The 22215-nt window shown below is 57.0% G+C and carries 26 protein-coding genes; 16 read left to right on the forward strand and 10 right to left on the reverse strand.

From position 1 onward, the window contains the following. Nucleotides 1-241: 241 nt before the first annotated feature. The gene (locus tag HZB29_03080; GenBank protein ID MBI5814573.1) at nucleotides 242-1576 is read left to right on the forward strand and encodes a hypothetical protein; all 1335 of its coding nucleotides are present in this window, start codon (nucleotides 242-244) and stop codon (nucleotides 1574-1576) included. Nucleotides 1577-1578: 2 nt separating this feature from the next. Here the strand turns inward: HZB29_03080 and HZB29_03085 are convergent, their stop codons facing one another. The 6 genes from HZB29_03085 to HZB29_03110 are packed head-to-tail and all read right to left on the reverse strand — an operon-like array spanning nucleotide 1579 to nucleotide 6389. Next, nucleotides 1579-1947 carry a DUF5615 family PIN-like protein gene (locus tag HZB29_03085; protein ID MBI5814574.1) on the reverse strand — a complete coding sequence of 123 codons (369 nt, stop codon included), beginning with the start codon at nucleotides 1945-1947 and terminating at the stop codon, nucleotides 1579-1581. 8 nt (nucleotides 1948-1955) lie between these two features. Beyond that, nucleotides 1956-2177 (reverse strand): DUF433 domain-containing protein, encoded by a 222-nt coding sequence (locus HZB29_03090; GenBank protein ID MBI5814575.1) that lies wholly within the window; start codon nucleotides 2175-2177, stop codon nucleotides 1956-1958. A 60-nt stretch (nucleotides 2178-2237) separates the two neighbouring features. Beyond that, nucleotides 2238-3005, reverse strand: a complete 768-nt coding sequence (gene rlmB, locus HZB29_03095) for a 23S rRNA (guanosine(2251)-2'-O)-methyltransferase RlmB (GenBank protein MBI5814576.1) — start codon at nucleotides 3003-3005, stop codon at nucleotides 2238-2240. A gap of 3 nt (nucleotides 3006-3008) precedes the next feature. Beyond that, nucleotides 3009-4466: a cysteine--tRNA ligase gene (locus HZB29_03100; protein ID MBI5814577.1), complete on the reverse strand. Its 1458-nt coding sequence runs from the start codon at nucleotides 4464-4466 to the stop codon at nucleotides 3009-3011. A gap of 1 nt (nucleotide 4467) precedes the next feature. Then, a complete protein-coding gene (locus tag HZB29_03105) occupies nucleotides 4468-5907 on the reverse strand; it encodes a glutamate--tRNA ligase (GenBank protein ID MBI5814578.1) in 1440 nt (479 codons plus the stop codon). Nucleotides 5908-5909: 2 nt separating this feature from the next. Continuing rightward, nucleotides 5910-6389, reverse strand: a complete 480-nt coding sequence (locus tag HZB29_03110) for a 2-C-methyl-D-erythritol 2,4-cyclodiphosphate synthase (GenBank protein ID MBI5814579.1) — start codon at nucleotides 6387-6389, stop codon at nucleotides 5910-5912. 129 nt (nucleotides 6390-6518) lie between these two features. Between HZB29_03110 and HZB29_03115 the strand changes: the two genes are divergently transcribed. From HZB29_03115 to HZB29_03130, 4 genes are all read left to right on the forward strand, one after another. Next, a complete protein-coding gene (locus tag HZB29_03115; protein MBI5814580.1) occupies nucleotides 6519-6827 on the forward strand; it encodes a type II toxin-antitoxin system RelE/ParE family toxin in 309 nt (102 codons plus the stop codon). Continuing rightward, nucleotides 6824-7093 carry a helix-turn-helix domain-containing protein gene (locus HZB29_03120; GenBank protein ID MBI5814581.1) on the forward strand — a complete coding sequence of 90 codons (270 nt, stop codon included), beginning with the start codon at nucleotides 6824-6826 and terminating at the stop codon, nucleotides 7091-7093. The genes HZB29_03115 and HZB29_03120 overlap by 4 nt, the downstream gene beginning before the upstream one ends. Nucleotides 7094-7226: 133 nt before the next feature. Then, complete coding sequence (locus tag HZB29_03125; protein ID MBI5814582.1) at nucleotides 7227-7655, forward strand: hypothetical protein; 429 nt, start codon at nucleotides 7227-7229, stop codon at nucleotides 7653-7655. A 52-nt stretch (nucleotides 7656-7707) separates the two neighbouring features. Further along, nucleotides 7708-8001, forward strand: a complete 294-nt coding sequence (locus HZB29_03130; GenBank protein MBI5814583.1) for a hypothetical protein — start codon at nucleotides 7708-7710, stop codon at nucleotides 7999-8001. Nucleotides 8002-8149: 148 nt separating this feature from the next. Here the strand turns inward: HZB29_03130 and HZB29_03135 are convergent, their stop codons facing one another. Continuing rightward, on the reverse strand, nucleotides 8150-8611 hold the full coding sequence (locus tag HZB29_03135; protein ID MBI5814584.1) for a chemotaxis protein CheX: 462 nt from the start codon (nucleotides 8609-8611) through the stop codon (nucleotides 8150-8152). A gap of 185 nt (nucleotides 8612-8796) precedes the next feature. Continuing rightward, nucleotides 8797-9246 carry a MarR family transcriptional regulator gene (locus HZB29_03140; protein ID MBI5814585.1) on the reverse strand — a complete coding sequence of 150 codons (450 nt, stop codon included), beginning with the start codon at nucleotides 9244-9246 and terminating at the stop codon, nucleotides 8797-8799. A 277-nt stretch (nucleotides 9247-9523) separates the two neighbouring features. Between HZB29_03140 and HZB29_03145 the strand changes: the two genes are divergently transcribed. The 11 genes from HZB29_03145 to lptG all read left to right on the forward strand — a co-directional run bounded on the left by HZB29_03145 (nucleotide 9524) and on the right by lptG (nucleotide 20313). Next, the gene (locus HZB29_03145; protein MBI5814586.1) at nucleotides 9524-10042 is read left to right on the forward strand and encodes a metallophosphoesterase; all 519 of its coding nucleotides are present in this window, start codon (nucleotides 9524-9526) and stop codon (nucleotides 10040-10042) included. A 257-nt stretch (nucleotides 10043-10299) separates the two neighbouring features. Further along, complete coding sequence (locus HZB29_03150) at nucleotides 10300-10500, forward strand: helix-turn-helix transcriptional regulator (protein MBI5814587.1); 201 nt, start codon at nucleotides 10300-10302, stop codon at nucleotides 10498-10500. Nucleotides 10501-10523: 23 nt separating this feature from the next. Beyond that, the gene (gene pilM, locus HZB29_03155) at nucleotides 10524-11630 is read left to right on the forward strand and encodes a type IV pilus assembly protein PilM (GenBank protein MBI5814588.1); all 1107 of its coding nucleotides are present in this window, start codon (nucleotides 10524-10526) and stop codon (nucleotides 11628-11630) included. 18 nt (nucleotides 11631-11648) lie between these two features. Next, complete coding sequence (locus HZB29_03160; GenBank protein MBI5814589.1) at nucleotides 11649-12290, forward strand: PilN domain-containing protein; 642 nt, start codon at nucleotides 11649-11651, stop codon at nucleotides 12288-12290. A 40-nt stretch (nucleotides 12291-12330) separates the two neighbouring features. Further along, complete coding sequence (locus tag HZB29_03165) at nucleotides 12331-13152, forward strand: type 4a pilus biogenesis protein PilO (GenBank protein ID MBI5814590.1); 822 nt, start codon at nucleotides 12331-12333, stop codon at nucleotides 13150-13152. Nucleotides 13153-13210: 58 nt separating this feature from the next. Beyond that, nucleotides 13211-14134 carry a pilus assembly protein PilP gene (locus tag HZB29_03170; protein MBI5814591.1) on the forward strand — a complete coding sequence of 308 codons (924 nt, stop codon included), beginning with the start codon at nucleotides 13211-13213 and terminating at the stop codon, nucleotides 14132-14134. A 3-nt stretch (nucleotides 14135-14137) separates the two neighbouring features. Next, nucleotides 14138-16429, forward strand: coding sequence for a type IV pilus secretin PilQ (pilQ, locus tag HZB29_03175; protein ID MBI5814592.1), 2292 nt, complete (start codon nucleotides 14138-14140; stop codon nucleotides 16427-16429). A gap of 24 nt (nucleotides 16430-16453) precedes the next feature. Next, nucleotides 16454-16885 (forward strand): hypothetical protein, encoded by a 432-nt coding sequence (locus HZB29_03180; protein ID MBI5814593.1) that lies wholly within the window; start codon nucleotides 16454-16456, stop codon nucleotides 16883-16885. Nucleotides 16886-16910: 25 nt separating this feature from the next. Beyond that, entirely contained in the window at nucleotides 16911-17999 is a 1089-nt protein-coding gene (aroB, locus tag HZB29_03185) for a 3-dehydroquinate synthase (GenBank protein MBI5814594.1), read from the forward strand. Between the two features lie 69 nt (nucleotides 18000-18068). Next, on the forward strand, nucleotides 18069-19088 hold the full coding sequence (locus HZB29_03190; GenBank protein ID MBI5814595.1) for a hypothetical protein: 1020 nt from the start codon (nucleotides 18069-18071) through the stop codon (nucleotides 19086-19088). A gap of 133 nt (nucleotides 19089-19221) precedes the next feature. Next, nucleotides 19222-20313 (forward strand): LPS export ABC transporter permease LptG, encoded by a 1092-nt coding sequence (lptG, locus tag HZB29_03195; GenBank protein ID MBI5814596.1) that lies wholly within the window; start codon nucleotides 19222-19224, stop codon nucleotides 20311-20313. 75 nt (nucleotides 20314-20388) lie between these two features. Here lptG and HZB29_03200 read toward each other — a convergent pair whose 3' ends face one another. Both HZB29_03200 and HZB29_03205 read right to left on the reverse strand, forming a co-directional pair. Continuing rightward, nucleotides 20389-20877 carry a HEAT repeat domain-containing protein gene (locus HZB29_03200; protein MBI5814597.1) on the reverse strand — a complete coding sequence of 163 codons (489 nt, stop codon included), beginning with the start codon at nucleotides 20875-20877 and terminating at the stop codon, nucleotides 20389-20391. Nucleotides 20878-20902: 25 nt separating this feature from the next. Beyond that, complete coding sequence (locus tag HZB29_03205) at nucleotides 20903-21919, reverse strand: hypothetical protein (protein MBI5814598.1); 1017 nt, start codon at nucleotides 21917-21919, stop codon at nucleotides 20903-20905. Nucleotides 21920-22215 lie beyond the last annotated feature (296 nt).

The following is a 22215-nucleotide window of genomic DNA, read 5'->3' on the forward strand; positions in this document are numbered from 1 at the left end:
AGGTTGAGGAAAGTGAGCGGTTATAAACACCTGCCAGAACTGCGTGAGATCATGAAACGGGCTCTGGCGGGGAAGATAATGGTGAAAGCGGCGTGACGGTCATGCCGGGAGTTTCAACTAAAAAAGGGATTGACTCCCCTTTCCCCCCATCTTTTTTCATTGCCCATCGCAAAATTCCGTTCCAGAATAAGGCGTATCGCATTTTGCGGCGCAAACTATTCTGATGCCGGAGAATCGTGCAATGGACAATCGCGGATTGCCTTTCAAGCGGATCGCCGGGGCTTTTCTGCTGGCAACAACGATTGCTGTTTCACTTCCACTTACCGCCTCGGCGGAGAATTGCAACGACGGGCATGACGATTGCGGATGGCTTTCCGTGGAACGCCGCCGCGAGCAGTTCCCCAAGAATTTCGCGTATTTCCTATATCCGATAGCGGGCAGCATACCGGGGCTGGGCACGGCGTCGGGCGCCGGGGCCACAATGGCCAACATCATGGAGTCCAACGTGGACTTCACCGGATTTTACGTGGACGGCGAGTTCACGGCCACGGGCGTGGCCGTGACGGACATACATCTTATGCCGGAGTTCCTTGTGGGCAACCTGGGGTCTTACACATACAAAGTGTCCCCCATGATTTTCCGGCGGGGGATGGACTCGAGCAAGGACGATTACATACTCCCGTTCTGGGAGGGGTATTCGAACGTGGGGCAGCTGGCGCTCACTTTCGCGCAGCGCAGATATGAATTTTATGTCCGGTTCATGAATTCCTCCGGCCAGCTTTCAAAGATGCTCGATAAGGACCATAACGAGTTTTCCAATATAGACAAAAGCACCCACACGGAAAACGCCCTGAACATCGGTTTTAGCATGGACATGACCGACGATGTGCAGGACCCGCGCCGGGGCCTTCGCGTTGAAGGAGTGCGCCGGTCCACTTTCGAGCGGCAGTACATGCTAAGCCAGTTCGACGTGTATGACCTTAACCTCACAGGCTACCTGCCGGTGGGGCAGGCGAGCACATGGGTGTTCAACGCGTTCTATTCCACCGCGGAGAAAGTCGGCTCCGCGACGACCGACAGGGAGGAGCTGAGAAGCGCCATAGGGTTGAACTGCGGGTCAATCACCGATCCCGGCCAGAAAACGCAGTGCGAGGCCACGGAAAACCAGTACCTGGACGACCGGGTGGCGTACAACAGCTACGGCATGTCCACGTTCCTTGGCGGAACGCAACGGCTGCGGGCTTATCCGAACGGCAGGTATTTCGCCGGCAAGAGCGTGTTTTATGGGACGGAGTTCCGCTATAACATCACAGAAGAGCGCACATTGATGGACTGGATTTTCCTGCGTGGACTGCGGACGAACCTGCAACTGGCCTTTTTCGGCGAGCTTGGCGGCGTGGCCGACAGCGACGGGGAGCTTCACAACCGCATGCGCCCGGCATACGGCGCGGGATTCCGGGCGCTCTTCTCCGGCGTGACGATACGGTTTGACGTGGGCTTCGGCGACGAGGGGGTGCAGACGCAACTATTCCTGGATTACCCGTGGAGCGTGTTCTCGATAGACAGGCAGGGGTAGGATCAACCTCCTATCGGCAGGTGGCGCACCCTGAATCTTGATTCCTCGACAATTACGACGGAACCTTTTCCGAGCGTATCCCCCGATTTTTCGAGCAACGTGGACAACCTGCTTATAACATGCCCCGCCCTTGCGTTTCTTAACCTGAATACGATTACGCTGACCGTGTTATTTCCCGATAGGGCGGCTATTTCGCCGAAATCGAGGTCGAAGGTCAAAACAATCCGCTTTTCTGAATGGGCTTTTGCGAAAATCAATTCGTCGGTGAGACATTGGAGATTTTGTTCGGTCAGGTGAACGGCGTCCTGCCCGTTTTCACGCAACCATCTTACGACCACAAGGCTCACACCCATGTCCGCTAGAAATCGCATGGAGCCTCTCAGGAAGCGTGGATTTCTTCTTCTGTCAGCCAGGCGGCATATTCAACCGCCTGTTGAATGTCTTCCTTCACAAGGTCGGGATACCCATCAAGAATCTCCTCGTATGAGGCTCCGTGGGCAATTTGACGGACAATGACTGAAACCGGGATTCTCATTCCCCTGATACATGCCCGGCCACCCATTATCTCGGGATTGAACGTGATCCGATCGAACATGGACATGTCTCCCATTTGCCTTGAACATATTGTACAGCAAATGGAGGGCGAAAGGTGATACGTCCCCTATCCCCTTTGCGCCGCCACATAAAATCCTATCGCCGCCGCCGCCGAAACGTTCAGCGAGCCTATCTTCCCCCGCATCGGTATTTTCGCCGCGTAATCGCAACGCTTGAGCACCAGCGGCCGCACACCCGTCCCTTCGCCTCCCAGGACCACGGCCAGCGGCCCATCCGGCGCCTTTGTGAAATCTCCCGGCGCGTCCTCTTCCAGCGCAACGCAGGCGAAGCCTTCGTCGCGCAGTCTTCTTATTGTCTCGGCGATGTTGGTGACCATGCAAAGGTTCATCCGTTCCCCCGCGCCGGCCGAAGCTTTCGCGGCGATGGGGGTGTAGGCCGCCGCCCTGTCCGACGGGAATATCACACCGGAAAGCCCGAACGCCTCCGCCGACCTTATTATCGCCCCAAGATTTCGCGGGTCCATCACGCTGTCCAACACGGCCAGAGTGGGAAGTGGCGATGCGAGGCATCGTTTTATCAGTTCGTCCAGCCCGACGTACGGTGGAGGGGTGACCACCGCCGCGATCCCCTGATGTCCTTCGGCCCCGGCCACGCGGGCCACCTCGTCCATCGAAACGAAGTCCAGCTTGATGTGGCGCTGCTCCGCGGCCTCTATTACATTCTGGACCGGGCCACCTTTGCGGTGACCTTCCTTTACGATGATGCGGATGAACTTGCGCCGCCCGGCCTTTAAAGCTTCGGTGACGGGATTGACCCCGAAAATGGTCTCCCGGTTGCGCTCCCGCTCATGTTCCCGGTGATGCTTATGTCCCATCGGTCAGTCGAACTTCGCGGTCCACACCGTGCCCTGGGGTGTGTCCTGCAACAGTATCCCCTTGGCGGCCAGCTCGTCACGTATCATGTCGGAGTAGGCGAAGTTTTTCGAGGCGCGCGCCTCGGTCCTTTTAACTATCAGGGACTCAACCTCATTCTCTGTAAGCCCGGCTTCCGAAAGCCTGGCCGCCTTTGCCGATTCCATGAAACTTGTCGGCTCGCACTGGAAGAGCCCCAGTGTCCCGCCCAACTCCCTTATCCCCGCCGCGCCGCACAGGATGTCGTTTTTCGTCTTCGCGAAATCGGGCGATGTTTTTTTCAGCTGTCCCATGTCCGCCCGCAGATAGTTGAGCCTGCGAAGCTCGTTGTTGAGCGTGGCGATGGCGGTGGCGGTGTTGAAATCGTCGTCCATCATCTCGACGAATTCAGCTTTCAGCGCGTCTCCGGTCTTGGCGTTTTTCAACTCTTCCCCGCCGATCTGTTCCGCGAAGGCCAAAAGATCGTAGAACCGCGAAAGGTTTTTGAATGCGTCCGCAAGGTACCCGTCGGCAAAATCAATGGGGCTCCTGTAATGGCTGGAAAGCAGGAACAGCCGCAAAGCCTCCGGGTGATACAGCTTTAGAAGGTCCTTTATGGTGAAAAAGTTGCCCAGCGATTTGGACATCTTTTCCTCGTTCACCGTCACGAATCCGTTGTGGACCCACGTTTTCACCGGCGCCGCCCCGGATGAGGCGTGGCTTTGGGCGATCTCGTTTTCATGGTGGGGGAACACCAGGTCCTTCCCGCCGCCGTGTATGTCGAACGTTTCGCCAAGGTACTTGCGCCCCATGGCGGAACATTCGATGTGCCAGCCGGGGCGCCCCTTGCCCCAGGGGGATTCCCAGAAAGGCTCGCCGGGCTTTGCCGCCTTCCACAGCGCGAAATCCAGCGGATCGCGCTTCGTCTCGTCCACCTCCACCCGGGCTCCGGACATAAGGTCGTCAAGGTTTTTCCCGGAGAGTATTCCATATGGCGCAAAGCTTTTCACGGCGAAATATACGGAGCCGTTGCTCTCATAAGCGTGGTTCTTCGCGATGAGCGACTGGATGATGTCTATCATCTCCGCGATATGGTCCGTGGCCTTCGGCTCGATGTCCGGCTTTAAAAGCCCCAGCGTCTCCATGTCCACGTTGAACTCATGGGTGTACTTCTCGGCTATCTCGTTCCACGCGGTCTTAAGCTCGTTGGCGCGGTTGATGATCTTGTCGTCTATGTCGGTGACGTTGCGGACGTAAAAAACGTCATACCCCCGGAACTTAAGATAGCGGTATATCACGTCGAACACGGTCCCGGCCCGGGCGTGGCCTATGTGGCAAAGGTCGTACACCGTGACGCCGCACACATACATCCCCACCTTCGGCGGGGCGATGGGGGCGAAGTCCTCTTTTTCCCTGGTCAGGGTGTTGTATATTTTCAACGGCATCTTATGTCCTCTTTTTCGATTCGGCGATACGGTCGATAATTCCCCGCGGGCCTAGCACGGCGAACAGGTCCTTCAAATTCGGCCCGGCCAGCCTTCCTGTCACCGCCGCGCGGATGGGGGCGAAAAGTTTCTTTCCCTTGGCGCCCGCCGCTTTGGAGACCGATTCTATCACAGCGTCGTAATCGCGGTCCGCCAGCGATCCGCGCTTTCGCATCTCGCCTTCAAGGGCCTCCACCACAGCGTCCGTCCCCTCGTCTGAAAGCGCTTTTATCGCATCTGCGTCCGGCGCAGCCCTTTTCACAAACTGCATGGCCACATCCGCCGCTTCCGCCGGCCTGTGGATGGTGCCGGCAACGGCGGTCATCACCCGGTTCAGCGTTTCGCGGGAAAAGTGGGAAAGGCCGATTCCGGCCTTGGCAAGAACAGGGGAGAGCGCCCGGGCAATCTCCCCCGGCGGCGAACCGCGCAGAGCTTTAATGTTTATATGGTCCAGCCGGGCCGGATCGAAATGCGCCGGGGAGCGCGACACTTTGCCGATGTCAAACTTATCCGTCAACTCTGATAGCGAAAGCGCTTCCGCCCCGCTTATCCCGCCGAAACCGAGCATGGTGATGGATGTGAGTATGGCCTCCGGCAGGTATCCGTTTTCGATAAGCTCCGCCACGTTCATGGAACCCTCGCGTTTGGAAAGCTTGTGCCCCGAAGCGTCCAGAATTATCGAAAGATGGTGATAGCGCGGATGCTCCGCCCCCAATGATCGCATTATCAGAATCTGGCGCGCCGTGTTGGAAAGATGGTCCTCCCCCCGGATGACGTCCGTTATCCGCATCTCCACGTCGTCCACGGCGGCGGCAAGGTTATAAGCCGCAGATCCGTCCTGCCGGACGATGATAAAATCGCCGATGTCGCCGGTGTTGATGGACATCTGCCCACGCACCCCGTCCAAAAATTCCACAAGGTCCCGCTCCACCTTGAACCGCATGGAGGGTTTCCGGCCTTCGTCCTCAAGCTTTTTGCGAAGTTCCGGCGGAAGGCTGCGGCACTTGCCAAGGTAGCGCGGGGCGATCTTCCTTGCGATCAGCGATTTGCGCTCCGCCTCAAGCTCTTCGGGGGTGCAATAGCACGGGTACGCCGCGCCGTTTTTAAAAAGTCTGTCCGCCGCGTTGGTATAGATGGAAAACCGCTCGCTCTGGCGGTATGGGGCGTGCGGCCCGCCGATGTCCGGACCCTCGTCCCAGGAAAGTCCCAGCTTTTTGAGCGAATCGAGCGCTTCGGCCTCCGCCTCGGGGGTGGCGCGGGCGGCGTCTGTATCTTCAATACGCAATATGAATTCGCCGCCGGACTTGCGGGCGTGAAGCCAGTTGAAAAGAGCGGTGCGAAGGTTCCCCGCGTGAAGCGAGCCTGTGGGGCTGGGGGCGAAGCGGACGCGGACTTTATCCACGGTCACTTCTTCCCGATCAAGGCCACGGCCCACGCCGCCATTCCCTCGCCGCGCCCGGTGAATCCGAGCTTTTCGGTGGTGGTGGCCTTCACGGAGACGTTTGCGATGTCCGTTCCCATGGCGTCTGCAAGGTTCTTTCGCATCATGCCGATATGCGGGGCTATCCTTGGCGCCTCGGCGATGATCGTGGCGTCCACGTTGACGACGCGGTAATCCGCGTCCGCCAGAAGGCGCGCGGTCTTGTGAAGGAGTATCACGCTGGAGATTCCTCTGTATTGCGGGTCCGTGTCCGGGAAATGCTTTCCGATGTCCCCAAGGGCCGCCGCGCCGAGCAATGCGTCGCAAATGGCGTGGACGAGCACGTCCGCGTCCGAATGCCCCAGCAGCCCCTTGCCGTCAAAATCGATGGTGACGCCGCCGAGGACAAGGCTGCGCCCCCCGGTTATCCTGTGCGCGTCAAACCCGTTGCCGATGCGGACCAAGTCATGCTCCATGTGAAAAGCTAATTTTAGATTAAGCGGGGAGAATACACAAAAGAGATTTGGGACGCGGAAGAAATTGCGGCAAATAAGTAAGTTGACCGCTATACGTAGGCAACGTACAATTGTCATATGGAAATACTTGAAACCTCCAAATTCGCCAGAGATGCTGATGATTATCTGGAGGAGGAGGATTTGGAAGAGCTTAAACTCTATTTGGCAATTCAACCTGATTCAGGAGTCGTTATTCCTGGGAGCGGCGGATGCCGGAAACTGCGATGGAAAGGGAGGGGCCGCGGTAAACGTGGTGGTTACCGGGTGATATATTTTTATAGAAAAATGCCGGAGCAAATATGGTTGCTCACCATTTACTCGAAAAGCGAATTGGAAAACATTCATCCCACCATAATAAAAAGGTGGAGACAGGAGATTGAATCATGAAAAAGCGGAACATCGGCCTTGAGGTATTGGACGGGATACGCGAGATGAAAAGCGGCAAAGCCGCCCGGCGTGCGGTGATAGACATTACGGAACAGATAAAAGCGATCAGGGAGAAAATGGATTTAAGCCAAGCTCAATTCGCCGAGTTGATGGGGGTGAGCAAGCGGACATTGCAGGAATGGGAGCAGGGGCGCTGCAAGCCGACAGGCGCCGCGTTGAAACTTTTAATGGTGGCCCGCTGTCATCCGGAAGCATTGCATGTATAGGCAGAGCCGCTGTCCGGAGTGTCTGGGTGTTTAACGCATCACCGCGCCCCCTCGCCGAAGGGAGAATCAGCGGTGTAAATCAATGCTCTAATCGTGTATTATGTTGCTGTAATCTCTGAATAAGGGGCGCATCATGGTGGATATTCAGCAGATTTTCGCTATCGTGATGGGGGGCGCCGCCCTGGGCGTCATCTTGACTGTTGTCTTTACCGTCGTTGTCCCCGCCATAGTCTTCTTTGTCATTTACAGGCTCATCCGCAAAAACCGCGAAATAGTCCAAAACGGGATTCCCGGCCAGGCAACGATACTTAAAGTGTGGGAAACAGGGATGTTCGTGAACAACCGGCCCAGGCTCGGGATGGAGCTGGAAGTGCGTCCCGCCACCGGGGCGCCATACAGGGCGGAGGCGAAAATGGTGGTGACGTTCATCAACAGCGCAAAATTCCAGCCCGGCGCCGTGATCCCGGTGAGGATATCCCGGGATGATCCCGATATGATCGTCTTTGACAGCCAGAGCGCGGAGTTTGGCGGAGTTGGAGCGGGCGGCGGAGGCTCTGCCTGATTAAAGTGATAGGTGTTTTGGAGCCGGTGTTTAACTTAGCAATGGAGGAAAAATGAAACGGATCGCAATGTACCTGGGAATGTTCGCTTTCGCTTTTGCGGCGGTGGGCTGCTCGCAAGGCAAATCAGACGCGGAGCTGGAGGTGGAAAAGGCCGCAAAAGCCGCCCAGGAAGCCAGCAAGGCGGCGCAGGAAGCGGCCCAGAAAGTGACTACGGAAGCCGCCAAAGCGGTGGAAGCCGCCAAGGAAAGCGCCGCGGCCGCCCAGCGGCAGATGCAGGGTCAGGTCGATCAGGCCGGCCAGCCAGCGGCGGCTCCGGCTCCTGCTGCGGCCCCAGCCGGGAAATAAGCCAGGGAGTTGATTTGCGGGGCCTGCGTTAGATGGCCCCATGTGGATTATAATCCGGGGTGTTTATCGCCCCGGACTATTTTATGGATATGGATACAGGCAGTCAGCGTCAGCCTGGCGTTTAGCCTGGCTGAGCGCAAGCGTCCTCTCAGCTCTCGAAACTGGCCTCTATCACGAATATATGCCCGTCCACGGTGAAAGGCATCGCCACCACAGGGCCTTTGGTGACGCTTTCGATCTCGTGCCCCTTGCCGGAAATGATCGTCGGTATGCCCGCCTCGAACACGATGCCAAGTTCGGCAAGCCTTCGCCGCGCGTCACCGCTTATCATGTTGGTCAGTTCGCCCACGGCGTCCCGGATGTCACCGTTGACCTCCGTATAAGTCTCCCCGAGCATGGAACCGACGATCTTGCATGCCGCCTCCGTTGTCAGCGAGATTACGATGGCTCCCCGTTTCGCCCCGGTGAGGCCGATGATCCCCGAAATGTCGCCAATGGAGCGTTTGTCGGTCTTCAAGAACGGTTTGCCAGGCTCCGGGGTTATCATGGCCATGGTGGACAGGACGTTGATGGTGGCCTGCAGGAACGGATTGATATACTCGGATTTCATTGAACGTCTCCAGCAAAAATGTCACGCATGGCCATATGATAGCAAGGAAACACGTTTCCCTCTTTGATACGGCGCGAATGTTATTAATTCCCCACCAGGCCAGAATGCGCCCGAAAGCGCTCCACCCCAAAAGCTTGCTTTAATCAGGCAACAATGATATCTGATCCGGTGAATTTCCAAAACAATTATTTAAAGCCCCCCGCCTCTTCGATCCTGCCGACCGCCTTGTCCACAAGCGTGATGAAATCTTCACGCTGGGCCGGTTCGAGCTTGTAAAGAAGGTCAGCGGCGATCCGGTCCGGAATCCGCTCCATCAGGCGGGCCAGGGCGGTTCCCTTGTCCGCAAGCTCTATCCAGCTTTTGCGCTTGTCCCCCTGGTCCTGATGGCGCTTCAAAATGTCCTTTTTCACAAGCCCGGCGATAAGCCATGTGGTGGTGGAGGCGGGGATTCCAAGGGACGAGCCGATGGAGCCGATGGTTATTTTGCCTTTTCCGGCCACAAGCTTTAAGACTTTACGTTCCGAGTGGGAAAGCTCCCGGGTCAACAAAGGGAGCGTTGATTCTATGGAGGCGTACCTGTCCACAATCAGATTGATCAGCTTGCCGACTTTTTCAGATTCCTTTGTAGGTTGCACGTCATTATTCCAATAATTAAATCAAAGGCGATAAAGGCGTTACGGCAATTGTAAATAAACGATACGCAAAAAACGGCTTACCGCTTAAATTAACAATCCGAATAAATCTTACAAAAAAATGAATGAAAAGAAAAGAGTTTTTCTAATCGGAGGCGCATCTCCAATATTTGGCGGCGAGTGATTCGCTGGAAGGATTGATTTGGCGGGCCGGTGTGGCTATATTCAAAGAGCGGCTTTGCGGTTGGCCGCGCATTGATTGGTGGACAAGCTTGGTGGCATGAAAATGATTATTGGAGTTATTTCCGACACTCATGACCGGGTGAACGCCATTGAAAAGTCGGTGGAGATATTTAACGCAAAGGGTGTGGACGCCGTGCTGCATTGCGGCGATTTTGTGGCCCCCTTCGCGCTTGCGCCGTTTAAAAAGCTGAAGGCCCCGTTCTATGCCGTATTTGGCAATAACGACGGCGAGAAGGAAGGTCTGTTTAAGCTGTTCGACGAAGCCGGATGGAGCTTAAAGCCGCGTCCATGGCTGTTCGAACTGGATGGAACGCGCATAGCGATGCTTCACGAGCCCGCCCCGATAGCGGAAATAGTGAGGGATGAAAGGGCTGATCTGATAGTTTTCGGCCACACGCACGAGGCGTTATGCGAAGAGCGCAACGGGATAATGATAGTAAATCCAGGGGAGGGTTGTGGATGGGTGAAGAAGAGATCGACCCTGGCGACAGTCGATTTGGCCTCCAGGACCGCCCAAATAGAGAGCATCTTTCCAGAGGGGGAGCATATAAAATAGCAACAAATAGATTGAATTATATGATAATAATAAGATAATAACCATTCATTGCTATACATTAATTATATTTATTTAAAACAATTTAACATGAAATACTAATAACCTGTAATATATGGCTAATTTAATAAAATTTTAAATAATTATTGACAATTAGCTCCCATTCATGCTAACTTTGACAACACTTGAATCTTATTCAGATTTGTTAGAAGAAAGACTGGCAAAAGGTGGGCTTAATGTCATCGGTAAACCGGAAAGACCTGAAGAAGAACAACGTTAGGCATATCCGCGAATCGAAGATGATGAGCAAGGCGGAACTGGCCAGGAAGACAGGTCTGTCGGTGCAAACGATCGACCGGGTGGAAAAGGGCTACTTTTGCAGGCTGGACACCAAGCGGAAGATTCTTCTGGCCCTCGGGCTGGATTTGGACGGCCGGTCCGGCGTGTTTTATGAGGACTGACTTTCTTTTGGAGATGATTTAAAGTGCTTTCCTCGCTTTTGCACAAGCCGTTTTTGGGGATTGACATAGGTTCGAGCTCCGTAAAGCTGGCTTTGCTCAAATCTTCCAAGCGCGGCCATGAGCTTTTGAATTTCGGGATGGCCCCTCTGCCTTTGGACGCGATAGTGGACGGCGAGGTGGAGAATCCGGGCGCCATAACCGACGTTATAAAGAACCTGATCAAGGCCGAAAAGGTCCCATCTTCAATAAAAGGCTGTGTTTTCTCGGTCTCCGGCCAGTCGGTGATAATAAAGAAGATAACCGTGCCGCTGATGAGCGAGGACGACCTTGCCGAGTCCATCCAGCAGGAGGCGGAGCAGTACATACCGTTTGACATAGACGAAGTCAACGTGGACTTCCAGATTGTCAAATGCGAAGGGCCGATACCGAAAAAAGGGGAGAAGCCGGCCGAGAACGAGGACAGGCAGATGGACGTTCTGCTTGTGGCCGTCAAAAAGGAGATCATCGCGCAGCAAAGCGAGATACTCCAGAACGCCGGGTTGAAGCCTTCGGTGGTGGACCTGGACGTTTTTGCCATAGAGAACGCCTTTGAGATGTCGTATGGGCTTGACGTGGACGACACCGCCGCCCTGGTGAACATCGGCGCGGCCGTCACCAACGTGAACATAATAGAGAACGGCATCACCGCCTACACCCGGGACATCCTGGCCGGCGGGAACAAAATCACGGAGTTCGTCCAGAAAAAGATGAGCGTCGGGTTCAAGGACGCTGATAAATACAAGCTTGGTGTGCTCGACGAAGGGATGAGGCGCGAAAACGTGATTCCCCATGTGAAAGCCGGCCTGGCCGAGCTTTGCGAGGAGCTTCGCAAGACTTTCGAGATGTACCAGCGCACTTCCGAAGGGAGGGTGCGCCGTGTGCATCTTTCCGGCGGATCGGCGATGATCGAAGGGGTGGAGACGATTGTCGGCCAGGAGATCGGGCTGGCGTGCGACGTGGTCAATCCCTTCCGGAACATCAAGTTCAACCCAAAAGTGTTCGACCCGGAGTATATAGAGAAAATAGCTCCCATGGCGGTAGTGGCCGTGGGGCTCGCCATGCGCCGGTTGGACGACAAAACTTTGCCATAATCGAGGCGTTACCAGAACATGATAAGGATCAACCTTCTAGCCGACCGCCACGCCAAGGAAAGGCTGCTTATCCAGCAGCAGGTGGTGATGGGGGCGCTTATCATCCTGGGGGCGATTTTGCTTTGCGGATTCTGGTGGAGCGCCAAGGCCGGCCAGATAAGCGACACCAACGGAAAAATCGAGCAGGCCAAAAAAGAGCTGGACACGCAAAAGAAGATCCGCGAGGAAGTTTCGCGGATGGAGGAGCAGGAGAAGAGGCTTTCGGCCATCATGCGCGCAATCGAGATGCTCATGGACTTCAAGCGCGGCCCGGTGGTGTATCTGGACAACCTGAACGTGGCCCTGCCTACGGAGATATGGCTGACGAACATAGCCGATACGCGCGGCGCGGTCACCATCCAGGGTTATTCGTTTTCGAATACGGCTGTGGCAAGGCTTATGAAGAGCCTGAGCGAGACCGGCCAGTTCTTCAACGTGGACTTGAAGGAGATCACGCAGGCGACCATCGGCAACGAGACGCTGATGAAGTTCACGGTGTCCGGGCTCACCTCCATGGGGGTGAGGATCGCCGAGGAAGACAAGAAAAGGGCGGAGGCGGAAGCGGCCAGCAAGGCAAAGAAGGCCGGGGCCCCAGCCGCGAAGAAAGAAGGCAAGGAGTGAGGCTTGTGACCAAGGCAAAAACGAAGCTGGAGAGGCGATAGTGGATCTCGACAAGCTTTTTGAGAAGATACCGTACGACAAACTGTACCCGGTGCCCAACTGGCAGCGTTTTGCGGCCATATTCGGGGTGGCGGCGGTGGTCGTTGGATTGTTTTACTTCATCGTCATAAGCGGCCAGGACGAGGAAATCGGCAGGCTGGAAGAGTCCCTTTCCAAGATACAAAAGGAAGTGGAGGACAACAAGGCGCACGCCAGCAAGCTGGAGAAGCTCAAGGAAAAGATCGCCAAGCTGGAGGTGTCCAGGCAGGAGGCGTCAAAGCAGCTTCCCAGCGAAAAGGAGATACCGGAGCTTTTGGAGCAGATATCAAACATAGGCATGCAGAGCGGCCTGCAGTTCATAACGTTCAAGCCGGCTCCCGAGGTGATGAGGGAGTTTTACGCGGAGGTGCCGGTGAACATTGAGGTGGTCGGCAAGTTCCACAACATGCTCATGTTTTTTGACGAGATAGCCAACCTCCCCAGGATAGTGACCATCGGCGACATAAAGATACTGGCCGCCGCGAAGAGTGGGCAGGTGCAGTCCGGCAAACAGCCGGCGGCCGGCTCCCAGGTGCAGTTAAACTGCATGGCCACAACGTACCGGTTTGTGGAATCGGCCGCCCCCGGCGACGGCAAAGGCAAGAGTGCCGGGGCTCCTCCCGCTGCTGCGGCTCCACCTGGCATGCCAGGCGCTCCTGTCGCCGCTCCGGCTCCCGCTCCTGCGGCCGCCTCGCCCGCTCCTGCGGCCGCCGCGTCGGCTCCTGCGACGGCCCCTGCGGCGGCTCCACCGACGCCTATAGCTCCAGCTCCGGGGGCGAAATGATGAAATCGCACGGACACAAAATGATGGCCCGGACAATGTTCAACTCAGGTTCGCGGTTATGAATGGTAAGGCAATAATCGGGGTGGCGGCCGCGGCCGCGCTGGCGCTGCTGGTCTATTTCCAGTTTTTCAAGGGCGCTTCGGAGGACGACACGGCCAACGTGCGCGCTTCTTTCAACTCATTCACGCTCGGGCTGGCGTCGTCCAACCCTGTGATGACGCAGGTGTTCATTTCGCAGGGTTTTTCCGACACCAAGATTGGCAAGGAAGACTTCATGAAGATGCTTGGCATCAGGCGCAAGCTTTACAACGCGGTGATCACCTCCGTGACGATGCAGGGGGACTTCTCCTCCATCTCCTACAACAGGACGGAAGTGCGAGGGGACGACGGCGACTCGCTCAACTCCAAAATCAACGGCGAGACATGGATACGCGACAAGGAAAAGCCGGGCATGTGGAAGCTTTACAAGCTTGCCGACAACGACACGTGGTTCCGCTCGCTGGAGATACCGGTGAAAAGGGCCATGGTGGAAGTGAAAAAGGACACACGCGTGCTCGGCACGCTTGAAGGGGAACAGGGCAAGTCCGCGGCCATGAAGCCCGGGGACAGGTATGCTTCAATCGGCAGGCGCGATCCGTTCAGGTCGCTTGTGTCGGTGGGCGGCGCCGAGGTCGAAGGGGTCTCCGTGGACCTTTGCGAGCCGGACAGGCCAAGGGAGCTTCTGGAGGGATACGACCTGGAGTCGCTGCGGCTGACAGGCATAGTCACAAGCGACAAGGGGCCGGCCGCGCTCATCGAGACGCCGGACGGCAAGGGATACACCGTTTACAGTGGAATGTACCTGGGCAGACGGTGCGGCAAGGTTATGGAAATGCAGTCCGACTTCGTCCAGCTAAAAGAAAAGATAAGGAAGCCGGGAGCCGCGCCGGGCGTTTATTCGACCATTGACACTATATTGCAACTCAGACGAGAGGAGGGTTGATCCGTGATTAGGTTTCCCAAGGGGTCGGTGATAATCTACCTCGCTCTGTCGCTGGCCGCCGTCTCGTGCGCCGGCGGAAAAGAGGTTACGAAGGCCGATGAGACGAAACCGGCCGAGACGGTGTCGGCGTCCGTCAGGGATTTGTCCGCGTTTGGGTCTGGCGGCAAGGTTGAAGTCACCCTGGAGGCGGACGGTCCGATCCAGTACACCGCCTTCAAGCTTAGCGAGCCAAACAGGCTCATAGTGGACATGACCAGGGTGGACATGTCCATGTACCAGGCGCCTATCGACGTCAACCATGATCCTGTGAAGAGCATCCGGCCCTTCTATTTCGCGAAGACGAACGATTCGCGAATAGAGATAGACCTGGCCGGAGACGTGAACTATGAGGTGGACGATTCGTCCGCCGGCAAGCTTAAAATCACACTGGCCAAGGCCGACACCGCCGCCACGGCGTCAGTAAAGGCCGGGGACACGCCTGCGGCCCCGGTTGAAGCAAAGCCCGCCGCCAAGGAGCCTTTGGAACCAGCGGTGGCCCGGACAGAGGCGCCCAGGGAAGTGAAAGAAAACGCGGAAGCGAAGGTGGAAGCGCCCGTTGCTCCCGCGCAGACTGTGGCGGAAGCCGTTGCGCCCGCGTCGGAGCCCCTGCGCGAGGGGATAAACCAGATTGTGGACGTGCAATTTTCCAGGCTGGACAAGAAGCTGGGCCGCATCGAGATAACGATGGCCAAGCCGGAGCCTTCCTATGAATTGCTCAGCAGGGCGAACATGAACAGGCTTACGCTCGACCTGCCCAACACCATAATGGACAAAAAGGACGAAAAGCTCATCAACGTCAACCTGGAGCAGTCCAGGATAAAGAACGTGGCGGTGTTCCAGTTCCGCGGCGGCAAGGCGCCCGTTTCAAAGATCGTCGTCAACCTTGACGAGATGACCCGCTACAACATTTCAAGCAAGGCCAACAAGATAATATTCGAAGTGGGCGACGAGGCGGTGATGGCGATGGCCACGATGGCCGCGGGCAAGCAGCCGGAGGAGGATGAGATGATCGGCGCCGGAGAAGTTGTATTCACCGGGGCCAAGATATCGCTGGACTTCCAGAAGGCGGACATCCACAACATAATAAGGATACTCGCCGACGTGGCCGGGCTGAACATCATCACCTCCGACAAGGTGAAGGGGCAGGTGACCATAAAGCTAAAGAACGTGCCCTGGGACCAGGCGTTGGACGTGATAATGAGGAATAACGGGCTGGGCAAGAAACAGGAAGGCAACATTGTCCGCATCGCCACGCTCGACGAGATACAGAAAGAGAGCGAGTCGCTTCTGAAGGCCCAGGAGGCCGAGTCCAAGAAGGCCCCGCTGTTCACCAGGGTGTTCGAGGTGAACTACGAGTCCTCCGAGAAGATGAAGAAGAACCTGGACTCTATGAAGAGCGAGCGCGGCAAAGTGGAGATCAACGAGCGGACCAACACCCTGATTATCCAGGACACGAAGGAAAAGCTCGAGGAGATGGCCAAGCTTATAGACAAGCTGGACAAGAAAGAGTCGCAGGTGCTCATCGAGGCCAAGATAGTATCGGCCACCCATGACAAGGTCAAGGGGCTGGGCATCCAGTGGGGCGGGCATTCGAACACCACCACGGCCTACGGATTCCCCAACACCATAGGGATCACCGGCGGCACGGGGATTTCCACCCCGAACGTCACCGCCAACGGCGGCGGCTCCGCGGTCTATCTGCCGATCAGCGCCGGCGCCGGCGGTGCGATAGGCGGGTTCGGGCTGTCACTCGGAAGCGTGAACGGCACGGCCCTTCTGGACGCGAAGCTGCTTATGCTTGAAGAGAACAGCGAGGCGGTGATAATATCGAACCCGAAGATCACCACCATGAACAACAAGGAAGCGATAATCGAGTCCGGCCAGGAAGTGCCGTACCAGACCACCTCCGCCGAAGGGACGAAGACCGAGTTCAAGAAGGCTGTGCTTTCATTGAAGGTGACGCCCCATATCACGCCGGACAAGCACATGAGGCTGACGCTTCAGGTGAACAAGGACAGGCCGTTGAGCGGCAGCCCGCCGCCGATCGAGACGCGCATGGCCAAGACAGAAGTGCTGGTGGCCGACGGTGAGACCGCCGTGCTCGGCGGGTTGTTCGAGGACAGTTCCAACTCGTCAAGTCAGCAGTTGCCCGGGCTCGGGAACATTCCGGGGCTTGGATGGCTATTCAAGAACAAGTCAACCACCAACAACAATCAGGAGCTCCTGATATTCATAACTCCTAAGATTGTGGACTGAAATAAGGGGGCCGGAAAAATGGTAATGACCGTCAACTGGAAAAAACTTCTGATACTTGGGCTTTTAATGCTCGCGCCGCTGATGCTGGCCAGGTGCGGCACGGCGGCTGACTCCAATTCAGCCAGCAGCACGGTGGGGCCGAAGGGGCCGACATCCCCCAGCAAGTATTACTTTGACCTGACCGCGGCGTCATTGGTTGTCACAACCAGCGGCACCGCGTACTACGAAGTCAGGGTGTGGGACTCCAACGGAAACGCGGCGGGGAACGTAAATGTGACTTTCAGCGGCGATTTTGAGACGTCCGGAAACACCCTGACCACCGGGATAACAGGCATTGACGGGATCACCGGGATGGGCATTTCGGTCAAAGGCTCCGCCGGGACTGTCATGTACCTTACGGCGTCGGTGGAGAACCTTTCGTTGACCATACCGGTGCAGGTCGTCTCGACCAAATGACGATGCCGGCAAGGCGCTGGTGACTGTGAGGAGTTTTACGGGGCGTGTCGAATTAGGCGAGCGCTCCTATGAGATACAGATAGGCGATGGGCTGATCGGCGCGAAGGCCGGCGGCCTTATCGCGCGGCTCGGGCGGCGGGCGATGATAGTGTCCAACCGCCGGGTGTTCGGTCTGTACGGCGGAAAGCTTGCCGAAGGGCTTGAAAAAGCCGGTGTACGATGGGAAAAGACGCTCCTTGCCGAGGGGGAGCGGTACAAGACGATAGAGTCGGTCATGGAAATTCATGACAGGCTGATTGAAGGCAAGTTTGGCCGGGACGGCCTGTTGATAGCTTTGGGCGGCGGAGTTGTCGGCGATATAGCCGGATTCGCGGCGGCGACGTATATGCGGGGCGTAAAGATCGTGCAGGTCCCGACGACGTTGCTTTCGCAAGTGGACAGTTCGGTGGGAGGGAAGACAGGAGTCAACCACCCGCTGGGGAAGAACATGATCGGAGCGTTCCACCAGCCCAGCCTGGTGATCGCGGACACGGGAACGCTGGCGACGCTGCCCAAAAAGGAGATTTTGGGAGGCGCCGCGGAGATAATAAAGTACGGATGCATAGCCTCCGCGGGATTCTTCAGGTACCTGGAGAAGAACATTGAGAAACTGGTTGGGCTGGACTCGGCGACTGTGAAATACGCCGTCCGCAAGTCCTGCGCGATAAAGGCCGAAGTGGTGGCCGGGGACGAGCGGGAGGCTGGCCGGAGGGCGATATTGAACTTTGGCCACACGATAGGGCACGCCGTTGAGGCGTTGACCGGGTATAATAAGTACGTCCACGGCCACGCCGTGGCGATGGGAATGGCGGCCGCGGCCGCGCTTTCCGCGCTTAAAGGGACTTTAAAGGAAAAGGAGTTTGAGAGGATAACAAGCCTGATACGCCGCGCGGGGCTTCCGGCCAGATTGCCAAAAGGGCTGGATGAAGATTCGCTCTGGAACGCCATGGAGCGGGACAAGAAAGCGAAAGAAGGCGCGGTCCGGTTTGTTCTTCTTGAAGGGATAGGAAACAGCGGCGTCCGGGCCGATGTAATGCGCGAAGAGGTCTTCGCGGCGGCGCGGATGCTGGGATAAACATAGACCGGAGCGTAACTTAAGAACGCCCACAGTGAAACCTTTACTATTAAAGGGGTGATAAGAAAGATGAGCAGGAAGAGGCCTTGGGGCAAGACCGGAATACTTCTGACGGCGGCGCTGGCGCTTTGCGTGGCGGGGCTTTTGGGCTCTTGCGGCGGCGCCCTCAAGTCCGAAAGCGTGCCCAACGCGGGGACCGCCGGGAGCATGACGTTGACCGTCAGCGGCAACGTGGCAAAGGATTCCGAAGGCCGGTACATGATACGGGCCAACGGAAAGGACACCATCGAGTTCATCGCGACGGTCAAGGGCCTTTCGTCGCTTGTCGGCTTTTACGTCCCCACCGGATGGGGTACGTTCGGCGGTGGAACCTTGTCCAACTCGGACGGCTACACGTACTTCCAGGCGGACAAAAGCGGCAAAGTGCGCGCCCAATTGATGGCCGGGACGAACAAGGGGAGGTTCGACCTGCGCGCCAAGTCCATGGACGTGGAGGTGACATTGCCTCTCTCCTTCGAATTCGCCACATGCACGATTCTGCCGAGCACACAGACCATACACGAAGTGAGCATTCCGGTGGCGTATGCGGCCCGGGGTTGCGTGCTGCCGATGGAATGGTTCGTCAGCCTTCCCCTTTCGGTCGGCTACTACAACACATACGATGACTGGATAGACATCTACATCACCGATGTCAATACCATCACAACAGGCCAGACAGTGTCAATAACAGCGATAGACTCTGAAGGCAACATTCCAACGGCGGCGTCCCTTGTACTTTCGGCGACGCAGTGCACAGCGGCGACTATCACCGTGTCGCCGACGGCTCCGGCGGCAGGTGTTAACAACTACGTTTCGGTGATTGTGGTGGATCCCGCCAACAATGGGGCGTCCAGTGTGGACTTGGTGGTAAGCGGCTTTGCTAATGGCACGTTGACCCTGACCCAGTGGGGCGGGGAGGGTGTGTTCCAGGGCAATTACACTATCCTGGCGGCCGACGCCGCGGTGGGTAACGTGTTCACATTCACATACTCCGGCACTGCGGGATCCTGCACAGGCACTGCTGTGTCGGCGACCGCCACCGTGGCATAACGGCAAGCTTCAAGTTATCCAAAGACCGGGGGTCCGAAAGGATCCCCGGTCTTTTTTTAAACCGCCGTCAGGTTGCGATTGATTGCCCGCAAGTTGCCAGCGTCTCATTCCAATAACCTGCTAAAATGTCCGCATGAAGACCGTTGACAGGTACATCATCACCGAGTTCGGCAGGATATTCCTGCTCGCCCTGGTGACGCTAATGGCATTTTACGAGATGGTGGTGTTCCTGGACATGGTGGGCTATTTCGTGAAATTCCACGCCACCTCGGACATGGTGTTCCGCTACATGCTGTTCCGGGCGCCCATGGCGGTGTTCCACGTCACCCCCATCTGCGTGCTGCTGGCGGCGCTTTTGACCATGGGGAGCATGTCGCGCTACAGCGAGCTTGTGGCCATGAAGGCCTGCGGGATGAGCATGCCGCGCATCGCCGCGCCGATCCTGGCGGTCTGCGGGCTTATCTGCCTGCTGTCATTTTTGGACAGCGAATACCTTTTCCACATCTCCGCCAAGGAATCCAACCGCATCTACTATGAGGAGATAAAGAAACAGCCGCGCAAGGGGCTTTTCTCCAACGAGATGGTCTGGTACAAGGCGGACGACGGCTCCATCTGGAACATCGGCCATCTGGACATGGGCAAAAGGGAACTGCGCGACCTTTCCATTTTCAGCTTCGATCCCACCGGCTCGCGCGTGGTCCTGCGGGCAACGGCCAGGGAGGGGAAGGTGACGAACGGATCGTGGACTCTCAACGGTTATTCGGAGCGGCGCTTTTTGCCCGGAGGAGGGTTTGAGGAGAAACATTGGGAGACATACACCTCGCCGGCGAACATGATAACCCTGGGGGACCTGGACAAGGTCCAGCTCGACCCGGAGGAGATGAATTTAATCCAGATCCGGGAATACATCCGTGAAATAAAAAGCAAAGGGTACGACTATACCCGGCACGTTGTGGACATGCACGCGAAAGTGGCGTTTCCGCTGATAAGCATCGTGATGCCGTTGATCGCCATACCGCTTGGTGTGCGGTCAAGCAGGGCAGGGGGGGCGCTGGTGGGGATAGGCGTGGCGGTGGTCACAGGCGCGCTTTTCTGGTTTTCATTCTCGATGGCGGTGGCGTTCGGCCAGGCCGGCAGGATACCGCCGGAATTGGCGGCATACGGTTCCCACATCGTCTTCGCCGCCGCCGGATTCGCCATGCTGCTGCGCTCGGAGAGAGGTTGATAGTCCGGCAACATCACGCTTGTAAAATAAAAAAGCGCCGGGCCAAATGGCCCGACGCCTATAACCGTCAGATGACTACTTTTCAACCCCGGCTTCCCTGAGCGCCCTGGCCGCCTTTTCAGAGCCGATCTTGCGAAGGGTGTTTATCGAGACCTGTTTGGTGAGTTGGTCGGAGCCTTTGAGGGTTTTGGCGATAAAATCGGTGGCGCCGTCTCCCTGGCTTCTGCCTAACGCCTGAATGGCGCCCCAACGCAGTGAGGGCTGATCCTCCGCAGTCGAAACGGCGGCGGACTTCAGGTACTCTGTGGTTTTACCATCGGTGAAATAGCCCAGCGCGTCAATGGCCCGGACACGTTTGAAGATGATCACCTCCGGGTCGGCGGCGATCTGTTTCAACGCCTCGGCGGCGTCCGGCCCGGTGTTCTTTATGGCCTGTTCATCGGCCACATAATGGCGGTCGGAAAACAGGGCCAGCAGTTTGTCCTTGGCGCCATCGGCGGCCAAGGCCGGAATGGCGGTCAGCAGGGCGGCGGCTATAATCAAAAGTCTCGATATGGACTTCATCGAATCTCTCCTTATGTATTATATGTTAACGGACAAGAATGGCGCGCTGGAGAACCCCCTTCTGACCGGCGGTCAGCGTCTCCTGGGTCACGCCGTCCCCGCTGATCCAGAACATCAGGTTCGTGCCGTCGGGGCAATTGGCCGGGCTTGGCTTCTCTCCGGCGTGACATTCCGGGGTGTCGGATATGGGGTCATAGGTCTTCCCATCACTCTCTGACGGGTGGAATAACCCCAGAAAGTGGCCCAGTTCGTGGGCGGCTGTTTCGGCGGCGATCCGCAACATATCAGCGCTCATTTTCGTAAGACCGCCGAAGGTGGATAGGATCACGCCGGAGTGGGGCGTGCCGGCCACAGGTGGCCCGGGGATGCCGCCGGAGATTCCCAAAGTCCCGCCTCCAGAGCCGATGGCGTTAACGAAAACCAGGTGGGCGTAGTCTTCGGCGTTGGGGCCATAGCCGCCGGTCTGGGCGAAAAGCCTGTCCATGGCGTCATATTGTCCGTTGCCGTCGCTGTCTGTGTCGGCGACGATGGTATCGGCCGAATCAATGACGGTGTACTTGTAGGAGACCGTAATCCCGGCGTTTGCGTATATACGGGCGAAGTTTGCCAGCATGTTTTGCAACGTGGCGTCGGTCTGCGGATCGGCGATATCGGTCTGGGATACCAGTATGACGTTCACCTTCAGCGTCGAGCCGGGGGTGGACTTCCAGAAAACCCACCGGTTCTGGATGGAGCAACCGGAGCAACCCATTGTGTAGTTCCATGTTCCGGCCACGGTGGCCGGTGTGTCGCTATAAGGAATCGCGCTCGAGAGAGTGGAGCGGGGCTCGTTAGAAAAAATAGTGGCGTTGCTGGCTGGCCAGTTCACTCCATCCGGGCCGGTGAGCGCGGTAAGCTCCACCATTCTGGCCCCCGGTCCGCCGTTACCCACCAGATGAACCATGATGGCTCCCGATGGTATGTCAAATGTTCCGGAGTCCGATGAAAGCGTTGCCGAATCCATGTAAATCGCGCTTCCGCCGGTGGGGCCCGCCGAATCCATGGCACGCGAGTTTCCGCCGGAGGAGTCAAAGGAGGAGGTCGTAGTTGAAGAGCCCGATCCGCTACCGCACGACGCCACAAACAGCGCCAGCGCCGTCACTGCTGTAATAAGAAGTCGTGATGATAACATCTTGTAATACTCCTTTGCCTGCTAAATTGAGTCAATCCCTTTTTTAGTTGAAACTCCCGGCATGACCGTCACGCCGCTTTCACCATTATCTTCCCCGCCAGAGCCCGTTTCATGATCTCACGCAGTTCTGGCAGGTGTTTATAACCGCTCACTTTCCTCAACCTGGG

It is taken from the genome of Nitrospinota bacterium, assembly GCA_016235255.1.
Lineage (GTDB): Bacteria > Nitrospinota_A > UBA7883 > UBA7883 > JACRLM01 > JACRLM01.